This is a genomic window from Methylobacillus glycogenes JCM 2850, from assembly GCF_000617925.1.
Lineage (GTDB): Bacteria > Pseudomonadota > Gammaproteobacteria > Burkholderiales > Methylophilaceae > Methylobacillus > Methylobacillus glycogenes.
Window position 1 is genome coordinate 12,350 of record NZ_BAMT01000013.1, and the last position, 16,417, is coordinate 28,766.

Genomic DNA, 16,417 nt, shown 5'->3' on the forward strand with positions numbered 1-16,417 from the left:
GGCTCGGCTTTATTTTAGGCTGCTAAAATGTTATTTTATCGGTCTTTCCGTAGTAGTTTTTATCTCATCAAATCTTTGGAGTCATCATGGCTGTTGAACGTACCCTTTCCATTATCAAACCCGATGCAGTTGCTAAGAATGTTATCGGCAAGATCTACACACGTTTTGAAGATGCTGGCCTCAAGATCATCGCTTCCAAGCAAGTGCAACTGTCCCAGGCTGATGCTGAAGGTTTCTACGCTGTGCACAAAGAGCGTCCTTTCTTTGCTGATCTGGTCAAGTTCATGATCTCCGGTCCAGTCGTTGTGCAAGTGCTGGAAGGTGAAAACGCAGTGCTTAAGCACCGTGACCTGATGGGCGCTACCGATCCTAAGAAGGCTGACGCTGGCACTATCCGTGCTGACTTTGCTGATAGTATCGATGCTAACGCTGTGCACGGTTCCGATTCCCTGGAAAATGCTGCGAACGAAATCGCTTATTTCTTCGCACAATCCAACGTCTACAGCCGCTAAGGCTTAAAGGTGTTATGACGGTCAATCTCCTCAATCTCAATCAGGCAGCACTCGCAGAATACTTCCAGAGTATTGGCGAGAAGCCTTTCCGCGCCAAGCAGATGATGCGCTGGATGCATCACTTTGGCGTCAAAGAGTTTGCTGAGATGACCGACATCGCCAAGGCGTTGCGCGAGAAACTCGCGCAGGAGGCAGTGATTGTGCCTCCGTCAGTCAATCTGGAGCAGATATCCGAAGACGGAACTCGCAAGTGGTTGATTGACGTAGGTGCAGGCAACGGTGTGGAAACCGTGTTTATCCCTGAAGATGAACGCGGCACCTTGTGTGTCTCATCTCAGGTGGGTTGTGCGCTGGATTGCACGTTCTGCTCCACAGGTCGTCAGGGCTTTAACCGCAACCTCAGCGTGGCCGAGATCATAGGTCAGCTTTGGGTGGCCAATAAAGCGCTGGGACGTGACCCCAAGGGTGACCGCATCATCAGCAATGTGGTGATGATGGGTATGGGTGAACCGCTAGCCAATTTTGATAATGTCGTCGCGGCGATGAATATCATGCTGGATGACTCGGCCTATGGCCTGAGCCGTCGCCGCGTGACACTCTCTACCTCGGGTATGGTGCCTGCGATGGATAGGCTGCGCGATGAGTGTCCGGTGGCATTGGCCGTGTCTCTGCACGCGCCTAATGATGAATTGCGCGATGAAATCGTGCCTATCAACCGTAAATATCCAATCAAAGAGCTCATGGCAGCTTGCCAGCGTTATCTGGAAAAAGCGCCGCGTGATTTTGTCACCTTTGAATATGTCATGCTGGATGGCATAAACGACAGTCTGCACCACGCCAAGCAATTGCTGGAGATCGTCAAGGATGTGCCTTGCAAGTTCAATTTGATTCCCTTCAATCCTTTCCCTGGCAGTGGCTACGATACTTCCAAGCCGGACAATATCCGCCGCTTCCGCGATGTGTTGATGCAGGCTGGTTACATCGTCACTACGCGCAAGACCCGCGGTGAAGATATTGATGCCGCATGCGGTCAGTTGGCTGGCAAAGTGCTGGACAAGACCAAGCGCTCCTTGCGCCGAATCAAGGTGGAGGTAGTAGCGTGAGGGGATGGCTGGTGTTGTGTGCAGCGTCTATGCTGGTTGCGTGTGCTGGTAGTGAAACCAGGCAAGATACCGAGGCCAGCCGTGAACGTGCCCGTGTGCATACTGAGCTTGGTGCTGGCTATTACGCCCAAAACCAGATTGCCGTGGCGCTGGAAGAGTTTCAGGACGCGGTGCGTATCAATCCCAATTATGCCCCTGCTCAGAATGGCTTGGGGCTGGTCTATGGCACTTTGCGTGAAGATGCCAAGGCCGATGCAGCTTTTCGCAAGGCTTTGCAACTTGACCCCAGCAGTTCGGAAACCCGCAACAACTATGGCAGCTTTCTTTGCTCGCGTAATCGCATAGACGAATCCATTGTTCAGTTTACCGAGGCTGTAAAGAATCCACTCTATGTCACACCTGGCGTGGCGTATATGAATGCAGGCACCTGCTTGTTGCGCAAGCAGGATGTCAAAAACGCTGAGTTGTATCTGCAGCATGCGCTGCAATTGCAGCCACAATTATTCCAGGCAGGTTACCAACTGGCAGCTATTGCCTATAACCGGGGTGATTATGGCGTTGCGCGCAATTACCTAGCCTCTGGCCTGGAAAGCAACACACCAACAGCGGAAATGCTTTGGTTGGGCATCAGGTTGGCGCGACTAGAGAAAGACCGCGATGCTGAAGCCAGCTATGCCTTGCAATTGCGCAAGCGCTACCCCAGTTCGGAACAAACCAAACAATTATTGTCAGGACAGTAAGTATGAGTGAGCAATCTCCTGATCAGGCAAGCTCGGTAGATTCTGCAACTGTTAGCAATCCCAGTGCGCACTTGACCCATATTGGTCCCAGTCTGATCGCGGGCCGCGAAGCGCTGGGTTTGAGTGTGGACGATGTCTCCAATCGCCTGCGATTGAGCCCACGGCAGATACATGCACTGGAAAGTGATGATTTCATCATCCTGCCGGAAGCTGTCATCACGCGTGGTTTTATCCGCAACTATGCTAGGTTGCTAGGCATTGATCCTGCGCCCTTATTGCAAATCTACAATCAATATGTGCCGGTACAGGATAACCAGGCGATCGCCATTCCTTCCGCCAATATAGTCATCTCAGGCGAGGCTAACCGTAGCTGGCGGACCTATGCCTGGGTAGCCGGAGTGGTGATTCTGTTGCTTGGTGGCTGGATTGCCTATATGGATTATTTCAGTAAAAAACTGCCCGGCGATACGGTCGCTAGCAGTAATGCCACGCTGCTTGATGCAGCGCCAGTCAGTTCCTCGGCTTCCGCAGTGGCAGAATCTCAATCCGCGGATTCCACATCGGCGGAGCAAGCCCCAGCTCAATTACCAGAAGCGCAATTGCCCGTGGCTTCCATCGCACCAGCAACCACCGCTCAATTGACTGAGCCTGCAGCCCCAGTGATCGCTGAGCCTTTGCCCGCTAGCCCTGCACCAACTGCGGCTGTGCCCGCTGCCCCTGCCACCACTTCCACTCCGGTAGCTGCGACTACAAGCCCTAGTCCCGCTGCTGGCGCTGCAACAGGCCAGCTCAAATTCACCGCCAATGAAGCCACCTGGATCAGCATCTATGATGCCAGTGGCAAGCAGATTGCCAACAAGACCTTGTCCGCCAATAGCAGCGATACTGTTGCTGGCACACCGCCTTTCAGAATAGTGGTGGGCAATATCAAGGGTACAACCCTTGAATACAATAACAAGCCCGTTGATCTTGCGCTTTACAGCAAGGTTAACGTGGCGCGCTTGACGCTGGAGTAGTTGTGGACGATCCCGAAGTGGTTGTACAAGAGCTTGGTATGCTCAGTCGCCGTCAAACCAAGACCGTCATGATAGGCCATGTGCCTGTGGGCAGCAGCGCCCCAGTGGTGGTGCAGTCCATGACCAATACTGATACTGCAGATGCTGCAGCCACTGTGCAGCAGGTTTACGAGTTGTGGCGTGCTGGTTCAGAAGTGGTACGTATTACAGTGAATTCTCCAGAGGCAGCGGCTCAGGTCAGTACCATACGTCGTCGTCTGGATGACATGGGCTGCGATGCGCCACTGGTGGGTGATTTCCATTTCAATGGCCACAGGCTGTTGGCGCAGTATCCCGATTGCGCCGAGGCCCTGGCAAAATACCGTATCAATCCCGGAAATGTAGGCAAAGGTTCCAAGCGTGACGAGCAGTTTTCCGCCATGATTCGCGCTGCCATGGATTACAACAAGCCTGTGCGCATAGGTGTGAACTGGGGCAGTTTGGATCAACCAAGATGGCGCGCATGATGGATGCCAATGCCCAGTTGGCTCAACCCCTGACGGCGGAAGCGCTGATGCGCGAAATGCTGATTCAGTCGGCGCTGGAAAATGCCGCTGAGGCGCAGGATATAGGCTTGCCTGCGGACCGCATCATCATTTCCTGCAAAGTAAGTAGCGTGCAAGACCTGATCAAGGTCTATCGCGACTTAGGTAGCCGTTGCGATTACCCGCTGCATTTGGGTCTGACCGAAGCTGGCATGGGTTCCAAAGGCATAGTCGCATCTACCGCGGCCCTGTCTGTGCTCATGCAAGAGGGCATAGGAGACACCATACGCATTTCCCTGACGCCTGAACCTGGCGAGTCACGTACCAAAGAGGTGGTGGTGGCGCAGGAAATCCTGCAAACCATGGGCATACGCTCTTTCACGCCTCTGGTCACCGCTTGCCCAGGCTGTGGCCGCACTACCTCTACCTTCTTCCAGGAGCTGGCACAAAAGATTCAGCACTATCTGCGCGATCAAATGCCTATCTGGCGCAATGAATATCCAGGGGTTGAGAATATGAGCGTCGCGGTGATGGGGTGCGTCGTCAATGGCCCAGGTGAATCCAAGTTGGCCAACATCGGCATCAGCCTGCCAGGTACTGGTGAAGTACCGGTAGCGCCTGTGTTTGTTGATGGCGAAAAGACAGTCACCCTCAAGGGTGAGGGGATTGCTGAGGATTTCAAGCTTATCGTCGACGAATATGTACGCACCCATTACGCCGAAGGCGGACGCTTGCGCCAGGCGGTGACAAGCAAACTACCTAAAACCATTCCGCTTAAAGCGATCTAAAAAAGTACTGCTGAATATCTATGTCCGACAAGTTTCAAAGCATTAAGGGTTTTTACGACATTTTGCCTGCGGACACCGCACTCTGGCAGAAGCTGGAAGACAGCGCGCGTGAAGTACTCAGTCAGTATGGCTACCGCAATATCCGTTTGCCCATTGTTGAACCCACCGAGCTGTTTATCCGTGGGGTAGGTGAGCATACCGATATTGTCGAAAAAGAAATGTACTCCTGGGTGGATCAACTCAACCAGGACAAGCTGACCCTGCGTCCTGAAGGTACTGCAGGCTGCGTACGCGCTGTGATCGAACATAGCCTGACTTATAACGGTCCGCAACGGCTGTGGTACATGGGCCCTATGTTCCGCCATGAAAATGTGCAAAAGGGCAGGCAGCGCCAGTTCCATCAAATCGGCGCTGAAGCTTTTGGCTACGCTGGCCCAGATGTCGATGCCGAGCAGATTGCCATGCTGGCGCGGTTGTGGCGTGCCTTGGGTGTGGCGGATGAAGTCGAACTGCAGATTAATTCTATTGGTGATGCCAATGAACGTTTGCAATATCGCCAGACACTGATTGCCTATTTTGAGCAACATGCGGAACTGCTGGATGAAGACGCCAAGCGCCGCTTGCATGCCAACCCGCTGCGCATCCTGGATAGCAAGAACCCCAACATGCAAGCCATGATAGATGCTGCCCCCAGGCTGATTGATACCCTGGGTGAAGAAAGCCGTGGGCACTTTGACGGCCTGACCAGGCTGCTGGATCAGGTTGGCGTGCAATGGAAACTGAATACGCGCCTGGTGCGCGGTCTGGATTACTACAATCGTACCGTGTTTGAGTGGGTTACCACCAAGCTGGGCAGCCAGGGCACTATTGCTGGCGGCGGTCGCTATGACACCCTGGTGCAGCGCCTGGGCGGCAAGGAAACCACCGCATGTGGTTTTGGCATAGGCCTGGAACGTGTGTTCCTGCTGATGCAAGAGTGTGCGATCAGCGCGGTGCAAGCGCCGGACGTGTATCTGGTGAATGTAGGTGATGCCGCTACTGCGGCAGCCCTCAAGCTGGCAGAAGATTTGCGCGATGCTGGCCTGGCTGTCAGCCATCATGCTGGCGGTGGCAGTTTTAAATCGCAAATGAAAAAGGCCGACCAGAGCGGGGCACCTTATGCGCTGATTCTGGGTGATGATGAAGTGGCCGCTGGTCTGGTTTGCCTCAAGCCATTGCGGGAAAGTGCCGAGCAAAGCAGAATGACGCTTCCTGAAGCGATCAAGGTTTTGCAGCCATGACAGAACTCCTGCGCATAGAGAATCTGACCATCAGTCCCAAGGCCGAGCCTGAGCGTCTGCTGGTTAACAATATCTCGTTTGCGCTGGAATCCGGCAAGACCACCTGCATCGTTGGTGAGTCTGGCAGTGGCAAAAGTCTGACTGCGCTGGCGGTAATGGGTTTGCTTTCCGATCAGTTGCGCCGCCAGAGCGGGCATGTCTATTTCAAGGGCCAAGATATTGCCCAGGCCAGTCATGAGCAACTACGCAAAATCCGTGGCAAGCAAATCGGCATGATTTTCCAAGAGCCCATGACTTCGCTCAACCCAGTGTTGACTGTGGGTTATCAGATAGGCGAAAGCCTTGCAGTGCATCTTGATTTGTCTGGCGCTGAGATCAAGGCTAGAGTGGCCAGCCTGTTGCAACAAGTGGGGATAGCGCCCGAGCGCGCAAACAGCTACCCGGATGAGTTATCTGGTGGTCAACGTCAGCGGGTGATGATTGCCATGAGCATTGCTTGTGAGCCCGCCATGCTGATTGCAGATGAACCGACCACGGCGTTGGATGTGACTGTGCAGGCGCAGATTCTTAAGTTGCTGGATGAGCTCAAAAGCCGTATGCATATGGGCATGCTGTTTATCACCCATGATTTTGGTGTGGTGGCGGATATTGCCGACAATGTGGTGGTGATGTTCCGCGGAGAAATTGTAGAGGCCGGACCAGTCAAGGATGTGCTGCAAAATCCGCAACATCCCTATACTCGTGCCTTGCTGGATTGTGTGCCGGATGCGGATGGCAACAAGCCATTGAAACCCATAGATTATGCCTGGCTACAGGCAGGAGCTGCCTGAGATGAGTTCATCCGCAAGCACTGACATCTTGGTGGCGAACAATCTGAACAAAACCTATACCCAGCGCACTGGTCGTTTGGGTTTAAGCAGCAACAAGATCAAGGCGCTGGATAACGTCAGTCTGCGGTTACGTGCTGGCTCCACCTTGGCGGTGGTGGGAGAGTCTGGCAGTGGCAAATCCACTCTGGCGCGTTGTCTGTTACAATTGCTGCCCCTGGATGGAGGTGAAGTATTGTTCCAGGGCCAAAACCTGGCCAAATTGTCTGGTGAAGCCTTACGTCAGGAGCGTCGCCATCTGCAGATGATTTTTCAGGATCCGTTTGCTTCCCTTAATCCCCGCATGAATGTGGGCGATATCGTGGGCGAGGGCTTGTTGATACACAAGCTTGGCAATGCGGCCCAGCAGCGTGAGCAAGTGGTGAAAATGCTGGAGCGAGTAGGCCTCACAGCCGCTGACACCAAGAAATATCCGCATCAGTTTTCCGGTGGCCAGCGTCAACGCATAGGCATAGCCCGTGCTCTGGTGCTGGAACCCAAGGTAGTCATTTGTGATGAACCTGTATCTGCGCTGGATGTATCCATACAAGCGCAGATTTTGTTGTTGTTGAAAAGTTTGCAGCAGGAAATGTCACTGAGTTATCTGTTTATCAGTCATGACCTGCGTGTAGTAAGCATATCGCGGACGATATTGCCGTGATGTACAAAGGCAGCATAGTCGAGCAAGGTAAGGTCGCGGATGTGTACAGCGCGCCCCAGCAAGACTACACACGTAATTTGTTGAACTCCATCCCTGGGCGTAAGCATCAGGCGGCGTAATCATTAGGAAATAGCATGGCATACGATTTGGAAGAGCAGGAACAGTTAGATGCATTCAAGAGTTGGTGGAAATCCAACGGCAAGTTTGTACTCGGCTTTGCCGCACTGGCTCTGGTAAGTTTTACCGGCTATGAAGGCTGGAAATATTATCAATATCAACAATCTGCCCAAGCCTCCAAGCAATATCAACTGATGGCGGCTACCGACATCAAGGACAGCAAGACCATCAAGGCGCTGTCCGGTGAAATCATGGATAAATACGCTTCCACCCCTTACGCTGGCCGTGCGGCGGTGGCAGTGGCCAAGCTCAATTATCAGGAGCAAGACCTTGCCAGTGCCAAAGCGCAATTGGAATGGGCGAGCAAGAACTCCAAGGAAGATGCGGTAAAGGCCATTGCCTTGCTGCAACTGGCCGCTATTCAATTTGAAGAAAAAGCCTTTGACGCTGCGCTGAAGACGCTTTCCAACCAGCCTGATGCCGCATATGCAGGCTTGTTTGCTGACCTTAAGGGTGATGTTCTGGTCGCCCAGGGCAAGGCCGATGATGCCAAGGCCGCTTACAAGGAAGCCTTGAGCAAGCTGGATCTAGAAGGCAGCTATTACAAGTACACCGAACACAAGCTGGAAGCACTGGGGACTTAAGTTGCGAGCTCATTTGCGTTTAATATCTCTGCTGGTTGCCGCCTCTTTTACCGTGGGCGGTTGCACCACCCTGACTGATCTCAAGACCGATATCTCCGAGCGCGTCTTTGGCCGCGATGCGGTGGATCCCCCAGCTGAACTGGTCGAGTTCAAGCCTTCCTTGCAACCAAAAATAGTTTGGTCTACCCACCTGGGTGAGTCTGGCGACGCCGACTTTGTCCCGGCACTGGGCGCAGGCCAGGTTTACGCTGCCAGTGGCAATGGTGAATTGGTAAGGTTGATGCGCTTACCGGCAAGCAAGTGTGGAAAATCAATGTGGGTGAGCGTCTGACTGGCGGAGTAGGGCTGGGTGCAGAGCAAGTACTGGTTGGTACGCCCAAGGGTTATGTGCTGGCTTATGACCTCAATGGCAAGCTGCTTTGGAAATCCAAAGTCAGCAGCGAAGTCCTGAGTTCACCACAAGTAGATAACGGTGTGGTGGTAGTGCGTTGCGGAGATAGCCGTATCTTTGGCCTCAACATCAAGGATGGCGCACGCAAATGGGTTTATGAGCGTGCCACACCAACACTTAGCCTGCGCAGCAGCGCTGGCGTCACCATTGCTGATGGCGTGGTTTACGCTGGTTTCGCCGGGGGTAAATTGGTGGCAGTACGCGCTGACGATGGCAAGACCCTGTGGGAAGCCTCGGTAGCGCAACCTAAGGGCGCTACTGAAATTGAACGTATCGCCGATATTACCAGCCTGCCAGTGGTCGATGGCCCGCTAGTCTATGCCGCTGCTTTCCAGGGCCGGGTTGCCGCAGTTGAACGTAGTACAGGCCGTGTAACCTGGAACCGTGATATCTCCAGCTATACCGGACTGGGTGCGGAAGAAGCCCGTGTGTATGTCTCGCATGTGACTGGTGCGGTCTTTGCGCTGGATTATTCCAGCGGCCGTACTTTCTGGCGCCAGGCTGACCTTAAAAACCGCCGTCTGAGTGCACCCTTGCCCATGGGCGGCGTAGTGGCCGTTGGAGATGTAGAAGGCTATGTGCATTTCCTTGAGCGAGATGAAGGCGCATTTGCTGCCCGCATCCGCACTGAAGATAGCCCCATCATGGCACAACCTGTTGCGCTGGGCACCAATGGTTTCCTGGTGCAAACCCGTAAAGGCGGCTTATATGCCGTATCCGTAAAGTAAACATGTTACCTACCATCGTACTGGTGGGCAGGCCGAATGTCGGCAAGTCCACCTTATTCAACCGTCTGACCAAGTCGCGTGATGCCTTGGTGGCGGATTTGCCTGGCCTGACGCGTGACCGCCATTATGGTCGCGGTGTCATAGGCAGCAAACCTTATCTGGTAGTCGATACTGGCGGTTTCGAGCCCCTGGTTGATACTGGCATTCTCAAGGAAATGGCCAAGCAGACTTTGCTGGCTGTGGATGAAGCCGATATCGTGATCTTCCTGGTGGATGGGCGCAATGGCCTGGCACCGCAAGACAAGGTGATTGCCGAGCGCCTACGCAAGCGTCAACGTCCTATCCTCTTGGCTGTGAACAAGACCGAGGGCATGCAGCGCGCGATCGTCAGCGCTGAGTTCCATGAACTAGGCCTGGGTGATCCTTTGTCTATTTCCTCCGCGCATGGCGAGGGTGTGAAAGACCTGATTGAACTGGCGCTGGAATCCTTCCCGGATGAAGAGGAAGAAGATCGCACTGCCGTGCGCAAAGTACCTAAAGTAGCCATCGTAGGCAGGCCCAATGTGGGCAAGTCCACGCTGGTGAATGCCTTGCTGGGCGAAGAGCGTGTCATTGCCTTTGACCAGCCCGGCACAACACGCGACTCCATCTATCTGGATCTGGAGCGCAACGGTAAAAATTACACCATTATCGATACCGCTGGCGTGCGCAAGCGCGGCAAGGTATTCGAGGCGGTAGAGAAATTCTCGGTCATCAAGACCATGCAGGCGATTGAAGAAGCCAATGTGGCGATTCTTGTGGTTGATGCGCAGGAAGGCATTACCGAACAGGACGCCCATGTCTCGGCTTACATTCTGGATAGTGGTCGTGCCCTAGTAGTAGCGATCAACAAATGGGATGGGTTGGAAGAAGACAAGCGCGATTGGATCAAGCGCGAGATAGACCGCAAGCTGCAATTCCTCGATTTTGCCAAATTCCACTATATCTCGGCCTTGCGTAAGAAGGGTTTGACTGAGTTGTTCAGCTCGGTGGATGACGCCTACAAGGCGGCCATGGCCAAGCTTTCCACACCACAGCTTACCCGTGTGCTGGCCGATGCCGTACTGCAGCATCAACCGCCTATTAGCAAGGGCATACGTCCCAAGCTGCGCTATGCGCACCAGGGCGGGATCAACCCGCCTATCGTCGTGATTCACGGTAACCATATTGCTGGGATCAAGGATAGCTACAAGCGCTTCCTCGAAGGGACTTTCCGCAAGGTGTTCCAGTTGGTGGGTACACCTTTGCGTGTGCAATTCAATCAAGGCGATAACCCGTTTGCCGAGCCAGAAGAGCGTAAGCAGGGTGAGGGCATAGTCAGCATGCGTAGACGTAAGACCGCAGAACGTGCGGCCCTGAACGCGCGCAAGAATGAAGAAGAAGGCCGCAAGAGCGGCAAAAAGAGCCCTGGCGTCGTGGCCAGTGCGCGCAACCTAAAGAAAAAGCCGGCACTTAAAAAGAAGTAATCTAGCAGTACTTCTCAAGTATCCGGCTTTACTTTTGACTCACTCTGTAAGTCGACTCACTCTGTAAGGCATTTTTTAATCAATGACGGCAGGAGTACCGTGCCGTCATTGTTATTTAGCGGTCGTACAAGCTTTCCCAGAATTTCCACCATACACGCTCCTCAGAAGGTGCGTTCTTGCCTAGCAGTGGGCTGTTAGGGTAGTTCTTGGCCAGCACGCGTTTGGCATCATCGCGCAGGTCATCCATTTTCATGGCGTCATAGGCGCTGATCAGTATGGCCAGGGCTTCTTCCATATGCGGAGTGTCTGGGTAGAACTCCATCACATACTTGCTACGATTGGCCGCAGCAACATAGGCCTGACGTTTCATGTAGTAGCGTGCCACATGCAATTCATGTTCTGCCAGGGAGTTCACCAGATAGCTCATACGCAAGGTGGCATCCTTGATGTAACGGCTGTTGGGGTAGCGGTTGACCAGTTCCTTCAGTGCCAGGAAGGATTCACGTAAGGATTTGGGGTCACGGTCACTGATCTGTTGCTTGGTCAGTTTTTCCACAATGCCACGCTCATTGAAGGTGGCCAGGCCCTTCATGTAGTAGGCGTAATCAATGTTGGGATGATTGGGGTGCAGTTTGATGAAACGATCAGCCGCCGCCATGGTGGAAGCCGGATCATTCTTTTTGTAGTGCGCGTAAATGACTTCAAGCTGGGACTGGGTAGCGTAACGACCATGCGGATAGCGTGACTCCAGAATCTGGAAATACTTGATGGCTTTTTCGTAATCCCGGGTGTTCATGTTTTCTTCTGCGGCAGCGTAGATACGTTGTACCGGCCAACCTTTTGTTTCGTCCAGTTCGGTAGGGGCACCGAAAATGGCGCAGCCCGTAAGCCAGAGTGCTGCAATTAACGCTAAACTATGCTTCATTTACAAAGTCCATGATGAATGTTGTGGATGCCGATTAACACACTGCGCTTTATGTCCCAAGCGCTATATGCCCAGTACAGCGGGCAATATTTTCGATTATAACCGATGAGCAACACCACTACCCCTATTACCCTCACAATTACTCAAGACCTGGGCGGCATGCGCTAGATCAAGCCCTGCAGCGCCTAATGCCGGAACACTCGCGCTCACGCATTCAGGGCTGGATTAAGGATGGTCTGGTGACCATTGCCGATGAGGCTACCACCTCCAAGTTCAAGGTCTGGGGCGGCGAAAAGGTACAAATCGTGCCGCAGGCTGCACCTGACTCCCATGCTTTTGAGCCTGAAGATATTCCACTGGATGTGGTGTATGAAGATGACCATATTCTGGTCATCAACAAACCTGCAGGCCTGGTGGTACATCCTGCCGCGGGCAACTGGAGCGGCACCTTGCTTAATGCCTTGCTGCACCACGCGCCGCAGCTCAAAGATGTACCCAGGGCAGGCATAGTGCACAGGCTGGATAAAGACACTAGCGGCCTGTTGGTGGTGGCCAAAACCCTGGCCGCCCAGACCAATCTGGTACGTCAGCTACAGGCACGTACGGTCAAGCGCGAATATCGCACCATCGTCTGGGGCCAAGTCTGGCGTAATGGCAAGGTAGACCAGCCTATAGGCCGTCATCCTCACGCCCGTACCAAGATGGCGGTCAATCGCATGGGCAAGCCTGCGGTAACGCATTATGAAGTGCTGGACAGATTTGGCGTGCATACCTATATGCGCTGTCTGCTGGAAACTGGTCGCACTCACCAGATACGCGTGCATATGCAACATCTTAAGGCACCCATTGTGGGTGACCCGGTGTATGGCATACGCGGCATTCTGCCGCTGCGCCATATGTCAGAACACCTCAAGGAAGTGCTGCTCAACTTCAAGCGCCAAGCGCTACATGCTATCCGTCTGGGGCTTAAGCATCCCGCTACAGGTGTAGCCATGGAGTGGCAAGTGGAGCTGGCTGCCGATATGAAAGTGCTGCTGGAAGCCATGCGTGTTGAGACCATGCCAGCGGAAGAGTCAGAGAACTTCATGATTTACAACGAAGATCATGCCTACGAATATGACGAGGACGATGATTATGATGAAGATGACGACTGGCTTGATGAAGAAGATGAGGAATAACACGCTATGAGCATAGAGCCTGGCCTTTTGCAGTACGACATGATGATCATGCCGGACTGGCCTGCGCCAGCCAACGTGCGTGCCTTGCAGACCACACGCCATGGTGGGCAAAGCCAGCCGCCTTATGCCAGCCTTAACTTGGGCATGCATGTGGGTGATGCTGCCATGGAGGTTGCCGCCAATCGGCAACAACTCAACCGCTGGGTACCGACAGAACCAGTATGGCTCAATCAGGTGCATGGCATCGCCGTGGTGGATGCGGCACAGGCCAGCTGTGTGCCAGATGCCGATGCGGCGTTTGCGCGACATAGAAACACCGTGTGCGCGGTAATGACCGCAGACTGTCTGCCAGTATTGCTTTGTGATGAAGCGGGTACGGTTGTGGCTGCTGCGCATGCGGGCTGGCGTAGCTGCTGGATGGTGTGATAGAAGCAACGGTGCAGGCCATGTCGGCTCAAGGTAAGCTCCTGGCTTGGCTTGGCCCAGCCATCGGCCCACAAGCTTTTGAAGTGGGGGCAGAGGTGAGGGCGGCATTTATTGCCAGGGATGCCCGTGCAGAACAAGCGTTTATCCCAGCTAAGTTAGCTGATAAATGGCTGGGAGATATCTATGCCATCGCGCGTCAGCGTCTTGATAGCGTAGGGGTGAGCCAGGTCTATGGCGGCGAGTTTTGTACCTATAGTGATAGCGAGCGTTTCTTTTCTTTCCGCCGTGACCAGGTCACAGGGCGCATGGCCAGCCTGATCTGGCTGGAATAAAGCTTACTTTTTTCCTCTAAACAAGTCTGCAAACAGCTCGAAACTGATTCAACGACCGCTGTAACACATAGCCTGAGTAGGCCATCAAATTAGTGACATGATTTACTGTACGAATGTACAATAAATCATGCTCCTCAAAACCAAACTCGAAATCCTTGCCGACGCTGCCAAATATGATGCCTCCTGCGCATCCAGCGGCACCGAGCGGCGTAACTCCAGCGATGGCGCAGGCATAGGCTCTACCGAAGGCATGGGTATCTGCCATAGCTATGCGCCAGATGGCCGCTGCATCTCTCTGCTCAAGATCCTGCTCACCAATTTCTGCCTCTATGAGTGCGTCTATTGCGTTAACCGAGCCAGCAGCAACGTCAAGCGTGCACGCTTTAGCGTCGATGAGGTAGTAAAGCTGACCTTGAGCTTTTATCAGCGCAACTATATCGAAGGTCTGTTTCTCAGTTCAGGCATTATCCAAAACCCGGATTACACCATGGAGCAAGTGGTGGAGGTTGCCCGTGTATTACGGGAGGAGCATGATTTTCGTGGCTATATCCATCTCAAAACCATTCCTGATGCCAGCGATGAACTACTCGCCAAGGCAGGCTTATATGCCGATAGCTGAGCATCAATGTAGAGCTACCTACCAGCCAGCCTGAAACAGCTAGCCCCGGAGAAAGATGGTCAGCGCATTGCCATTTCCATGGACAGGCTGCGCAGCCGCATTGAAGCGGCCAAAGACCGTAGTCATGGCGGCAAGCGGCCTGCGAGGTTTTCACCTGGTGGTCAGAGCACGCAGATGATCATAGGTGCGGATAATAGCGATGACAGAACCATACTGGCGGCCAGCAGTAGCCTGTATCAAGGTTACCGCCTGCGCCGGGTTTATTACTCAGCCTTTAGCCCTATCCCCGATAGCAGCCAGGCCTTGCCATTGAAAGCGCCGCCGCTGGTACGCGAGCATAGGCTTTACCAAGCCGATTGGCTGCTGCGCTTTTATGGCTATCAAGCTGAAGAAATCACTGCCCATAACAGCATGCTCGATTTGGAGCTGGATCCTAAAACTGCCTGGGCCGTGGCCAACCGCCAGCGTTTTCCGGTGGATATCAACCGTGCCGAGCGTGAAATGCTGTTGCGCGTGCCTGGCATGGGGCCTGCCAGTGTGCTGAAAATACTGAAAGCCAGACGCTGGCGCCGTATTCGCCTTGATGACCTGGCGCGTATGCGTTTGCCTATCAAGCGCATGTTGCCTTTTATCCTGGTGGCTGATCATCAGCGGGGCCATGTTGGAAGCTACGGATTTGCGCATGCAATTATTGGCAAGCCCGCAGCAGCAACTGGACTTGTTTGCTCAAGGCGGGGGGATGTCATGAAAATCCTGCAACTTGCCCATGAGACCGATTTCGAGGGTTGGCGCCAGGCCGCGCGTGAGCTGTTACTGGCGGGTGTGCACCCTGACGACACCTTATGGCAAGTGGGGCAGCAGGCCAGCCTGTTGGCTGCTTGTGGCCAAGGCAGTTTGTTGGAGCAGCACAGCTTGCCGACGCAGGAAGCAGCAGCGATCACCCCAACGCCAGCACAGGAAATTCGCGTACCAGCGCAATTTATCAGCCTGTGCCGCAGCGTCATTATGCATCACGATGCGCAACGCTTTGGCCGTATGTACCGCATGCTCTGGCGCTTGCAGCACGAACCTGGCCTGCTGAGGATAGCCTTTGATCAGGAGGTGATCAAGTTGATGCATATGGAGAGAGCGGTGCGCCGCGATATGCATAAGATGAAGGCTTTTGTGCGCTTTCGTGAGGTGGAGGATAGCGGCTACTTTGTCGCTTGGTTTGAGCCTGAGCATTATATTGTCGATGCCAGTGCCAAGTTTTTCTATGAGCGTTTCAGCCGTATGCGCTGGACCATCATGACGCCATATAAAACCCTGCACTGGGATGGTGAGGCACTGGCCAGTGCTGCGGGGGGCAGCAAAAGCGGTTTGCCAGCGGCGGATGCGGCCGAGAGTCTATGGTTGAGCTATTACCAGCATATCTTCAACCCGGCGCGGCTCAAGGTGAAAGCCATGCAGGCGGAAATGCCCAAGCGCTATTGGCGCAACCTGCCTGAAGCAGTAGTGATTAGTGAATTGATAGGGGCGGCCAGCCAGCGCACCGCAGAGATGGTGGCCAAAGCGCCGGAAGCGCCAAGGCGCAAATTGATACCCTATAAGAGATCAGGTGACGATCTAAAGCCAGGGGGTGATTAGATATTCTGACCTATGCGCCAGAGCACGCCGCTGGGGTCGCTGAAGACAAAATCGCGCATACGCCATTCCTGATCTACCAGCGGCGATATCTTGCTGCCATAGTTTTCTGTGATGCCGGATTGCGTGATTTTCTCGTGCCAGGCCGCTACGTCTTCCACCTGCAGATGCATCATGAAGTTCTCGGCGTATTCCTTAACGTAGAAATCCTGCAGCAGAAAAGCACAATGCTCCACACAGAAGTAGGCTACGCCGCCGCCCTCTGAGCGTTTCTCAAAGCCTATATCCTGATAAAAGCGTTGTGACAGGGCGAAATCCTTGGCCGGGACAAAGGTTTTGATTTCCACGGTTTTCAGGCTCATACAAGCTCCGCTGGTGA

13 protein-coding genes and 4 pseudogenes are annotated in these 16,417 nt (G+C 53.7%); 15 read left to right on the forward strand and 2 right to left on the reverse strand.

All coding sequences use genetic code 11. The features are described from left to right. Positions 1–86 precede the first annotated feature (86 nt). The 11 genes and pseudogenes from ndk to der all read left to right on the forward strand — a co-directional run bounded on the left by ndk (position 87) and on the right by der (position 10,935). The gene (gene ndk, locus JCM2850_RS13835) at positions 87–512 is read left to right on the forward strand and encodes a nucleoside-diphosphate kinase (RefSeq protein ID WP_025872600.1); all 426 of its coding nucleotides are present in this window, start codon (positions 87–89) and stop codon (positions 510–512) included. A 14-nt stretch (positions 513–526) separates the two neighbouring features. After that, entirely contained in the window at positions 527–1,615 is a 1,089-nt protein-coding gene (gene rlmN, locus JCM2850_RS13840; RefSeq protein ID WP_025872601.1) for a dual-specificity RNA methyltransferase RlmN, read from the forward strand. 11 nt (positions 1,616–1,626) lie between these two features. Next, a complete protein-coding gene (gene pilW / locus JCM2850_RS13845; RefSeq protein ID WP_439645875.1) occupies positions 1,627–2,355 on the forward strand; it encodes a type IV pilus biogenesis/stability protein PilW in 729 nt (242 codons plus the stop codon). A 2-nt stretch (positions 2,356–2,357) separates the two neighbouring features. After that, positions 2,358–3,371 carry a RodZ domain-containing protein gene (locus JCM2850_RS13850; RefSeq protein WP_025872605.1) on the forward strand — a complete coding sequence of 338 codons (1,014 nt, stop codon included), beginning with the start codon at positions 2,358–2,360 and terminating at the stop codon, positions 3,369–3,371. A 68-nt stretch (positions 3,372–3,439) separates the two neighbouring features. Beyond that, a pseudogene (gene ispG / locus JCM2850_RS19500) lies at positions 3,440–4,683 on the forward strand (flavodoxin-dependent (E)-4-hydroxy-3-methylbut-2-enyl-diphosphate synthase). Positions 4,684–4,703: 20 nt separating this feature from the next. Then, complete coding sequence (gene hisS, locus JCM2850_RS13860; protein ID WP_025872607.1) at positions 4,704–5,963, forward strand: histidine--tRNA ligase; 1,260 nt, start codon at positions 4,704–4,706, stop codon at positions 5,961–5,963. Beyond that, complete coding sequence (locus JCM2850_RS19505; protein ID WP_051525426.1) at positions 5,960–6,793, forward strand: ATP-binding cassette domain-containing protein; 834 nt, start codon at positions 5,960–5,962, stop codon at positions 6,791–6,793. The genes hisS and JCM2850_RS19505 overlap by 4 nt, the downstream gene beginning before the upstream one ends. A 1-nt stretch (position 6,794) precedes the next feature. Further along, positions 6,795–7,609, forward strand: a pseudogene (locus tag JCM2850_RS19510) (ATP-binding cassette domain-containing protein). A 15-nt stretch (positions 7,610–7,624) separates the two neighbouring features. Further along, positions 7,625–8,251: a YfgM family protein gene (locus JCM2850_RS13875; RefSeq protein WP_025872609.1), complete on the forward strand. Its 627-nt coding sequence runs from the start codon at positions 7,625–7,627 to the stop codon at positions 8,249–8,251. Between the two features lie 13 nt (positions 8,252–8,264). Further along, positions 8,265–9,430 (forward strand): annotated as a pseudogene (bamB, locus tag JCM2850_RS19515) (outer membrane protein assembly factor BamB). A gap of 2 nt (positions 9,431–9,432) precedes the next feature. Next, positions 9,433–10,935: a ribosome biogenesis GTPase Der gene (gene der, locus JCM2850_RS13885; protein ID WP_025872610.1), complete on the forward strand. Its 1,503-nt coding sequence runs from the start codon at positions 9,433–9,435 to the stop codon at positions 10,933–10,935. A gap of 115 nt (positions 10,936–11,050) precedes the next feature. Here der and JCM2850_RS13890 read toward each other — a convergent pair whose 3' ends face one another. Continuing rightward, a complete protein-coding gene (locus JCM2850_RS13890) occupies positions 11,051–11,860 on the reverse strand; it encodes an outer membrane protein assembly factor BamD (RefSeq protein WP_025872612.1) in 810 nt (269 codons plus the stop codon). Positions 11,861–12,048: 188 nt separating this feature from the next. Here JCM2850_RS13890 and rluD point away from each other — a divergent pair, with 188 nt between their 5' ends. The 4 genes and pseudogenes from rluD to JCM2850_RS23035 all read left to right on the forward strand — a co-directional run bounded on the left by rluD (position 12,049) and on the right by JCM2850_RS23035 (position 16,041). Further along, positions 12,049–13,038 (forward strand): 23S rRNA pseudouridine(1911/1915/1917) synthase RluD, encoded by a 990-nt coding sequence (gene rluD, locus JCM2850_RS19520; RefSeq protein WP_081775087.1) that lies wholly within the window; start codon positions 12,049–12,051, stop codon positions 13,036–13,038. Positions 13,039–13,077: 39 nt separating this feature from the next. After that, positions 13,078–13,796, forward strand: a pseudogene (gene pgeF / locus JCM2850_RS19525) (peptidoglycan editing factor PgeF). Between the two features lie 127 nt (positions 13,797–13,923). Further along, positions 13,924–14,415 carry a radical SAM protein gene (locus tag JCM2850_RS23030; RefSeq protein WP_234406275.1) on the forward strand — a complete coding sequence of 164 codons (492 nt, stop codon included), beginning with the start codon at positions 13,924–13,926 and terminating at the stop codon, positions 14,413–14,415. Between the two features lie 78 nt (positions 14,416–14,493). After that, complete coding sequence (locus JCM2850_RS23035; RefSeq protein ID WP_234406276.1) at positions 14,494–16,041, forward strand: TIGR03915 family putative DNA repair protein; 1,548 nt, start codon at positions 14,494–14,496, stop codon at positions 16,039–16,041. Here the strand turns inward: JCM2850_RS23035 and JCM2850_RS13915 are convergent. Beyond that, entirely contained in the window at positions 16,038–16,400 is a 363-nt protein-coding gene (locus JCM2850_RS13915; protein WP_025872616.1) for a VOC family protein, read from the reverse strand. The two genes, JCM2850_RS23035 and JCM2850_RS13915, sit on opposite strands and share 4 nt — an antisense overlap. Positions 16,401–16,417: the final 17 nt, after the last annotated feature.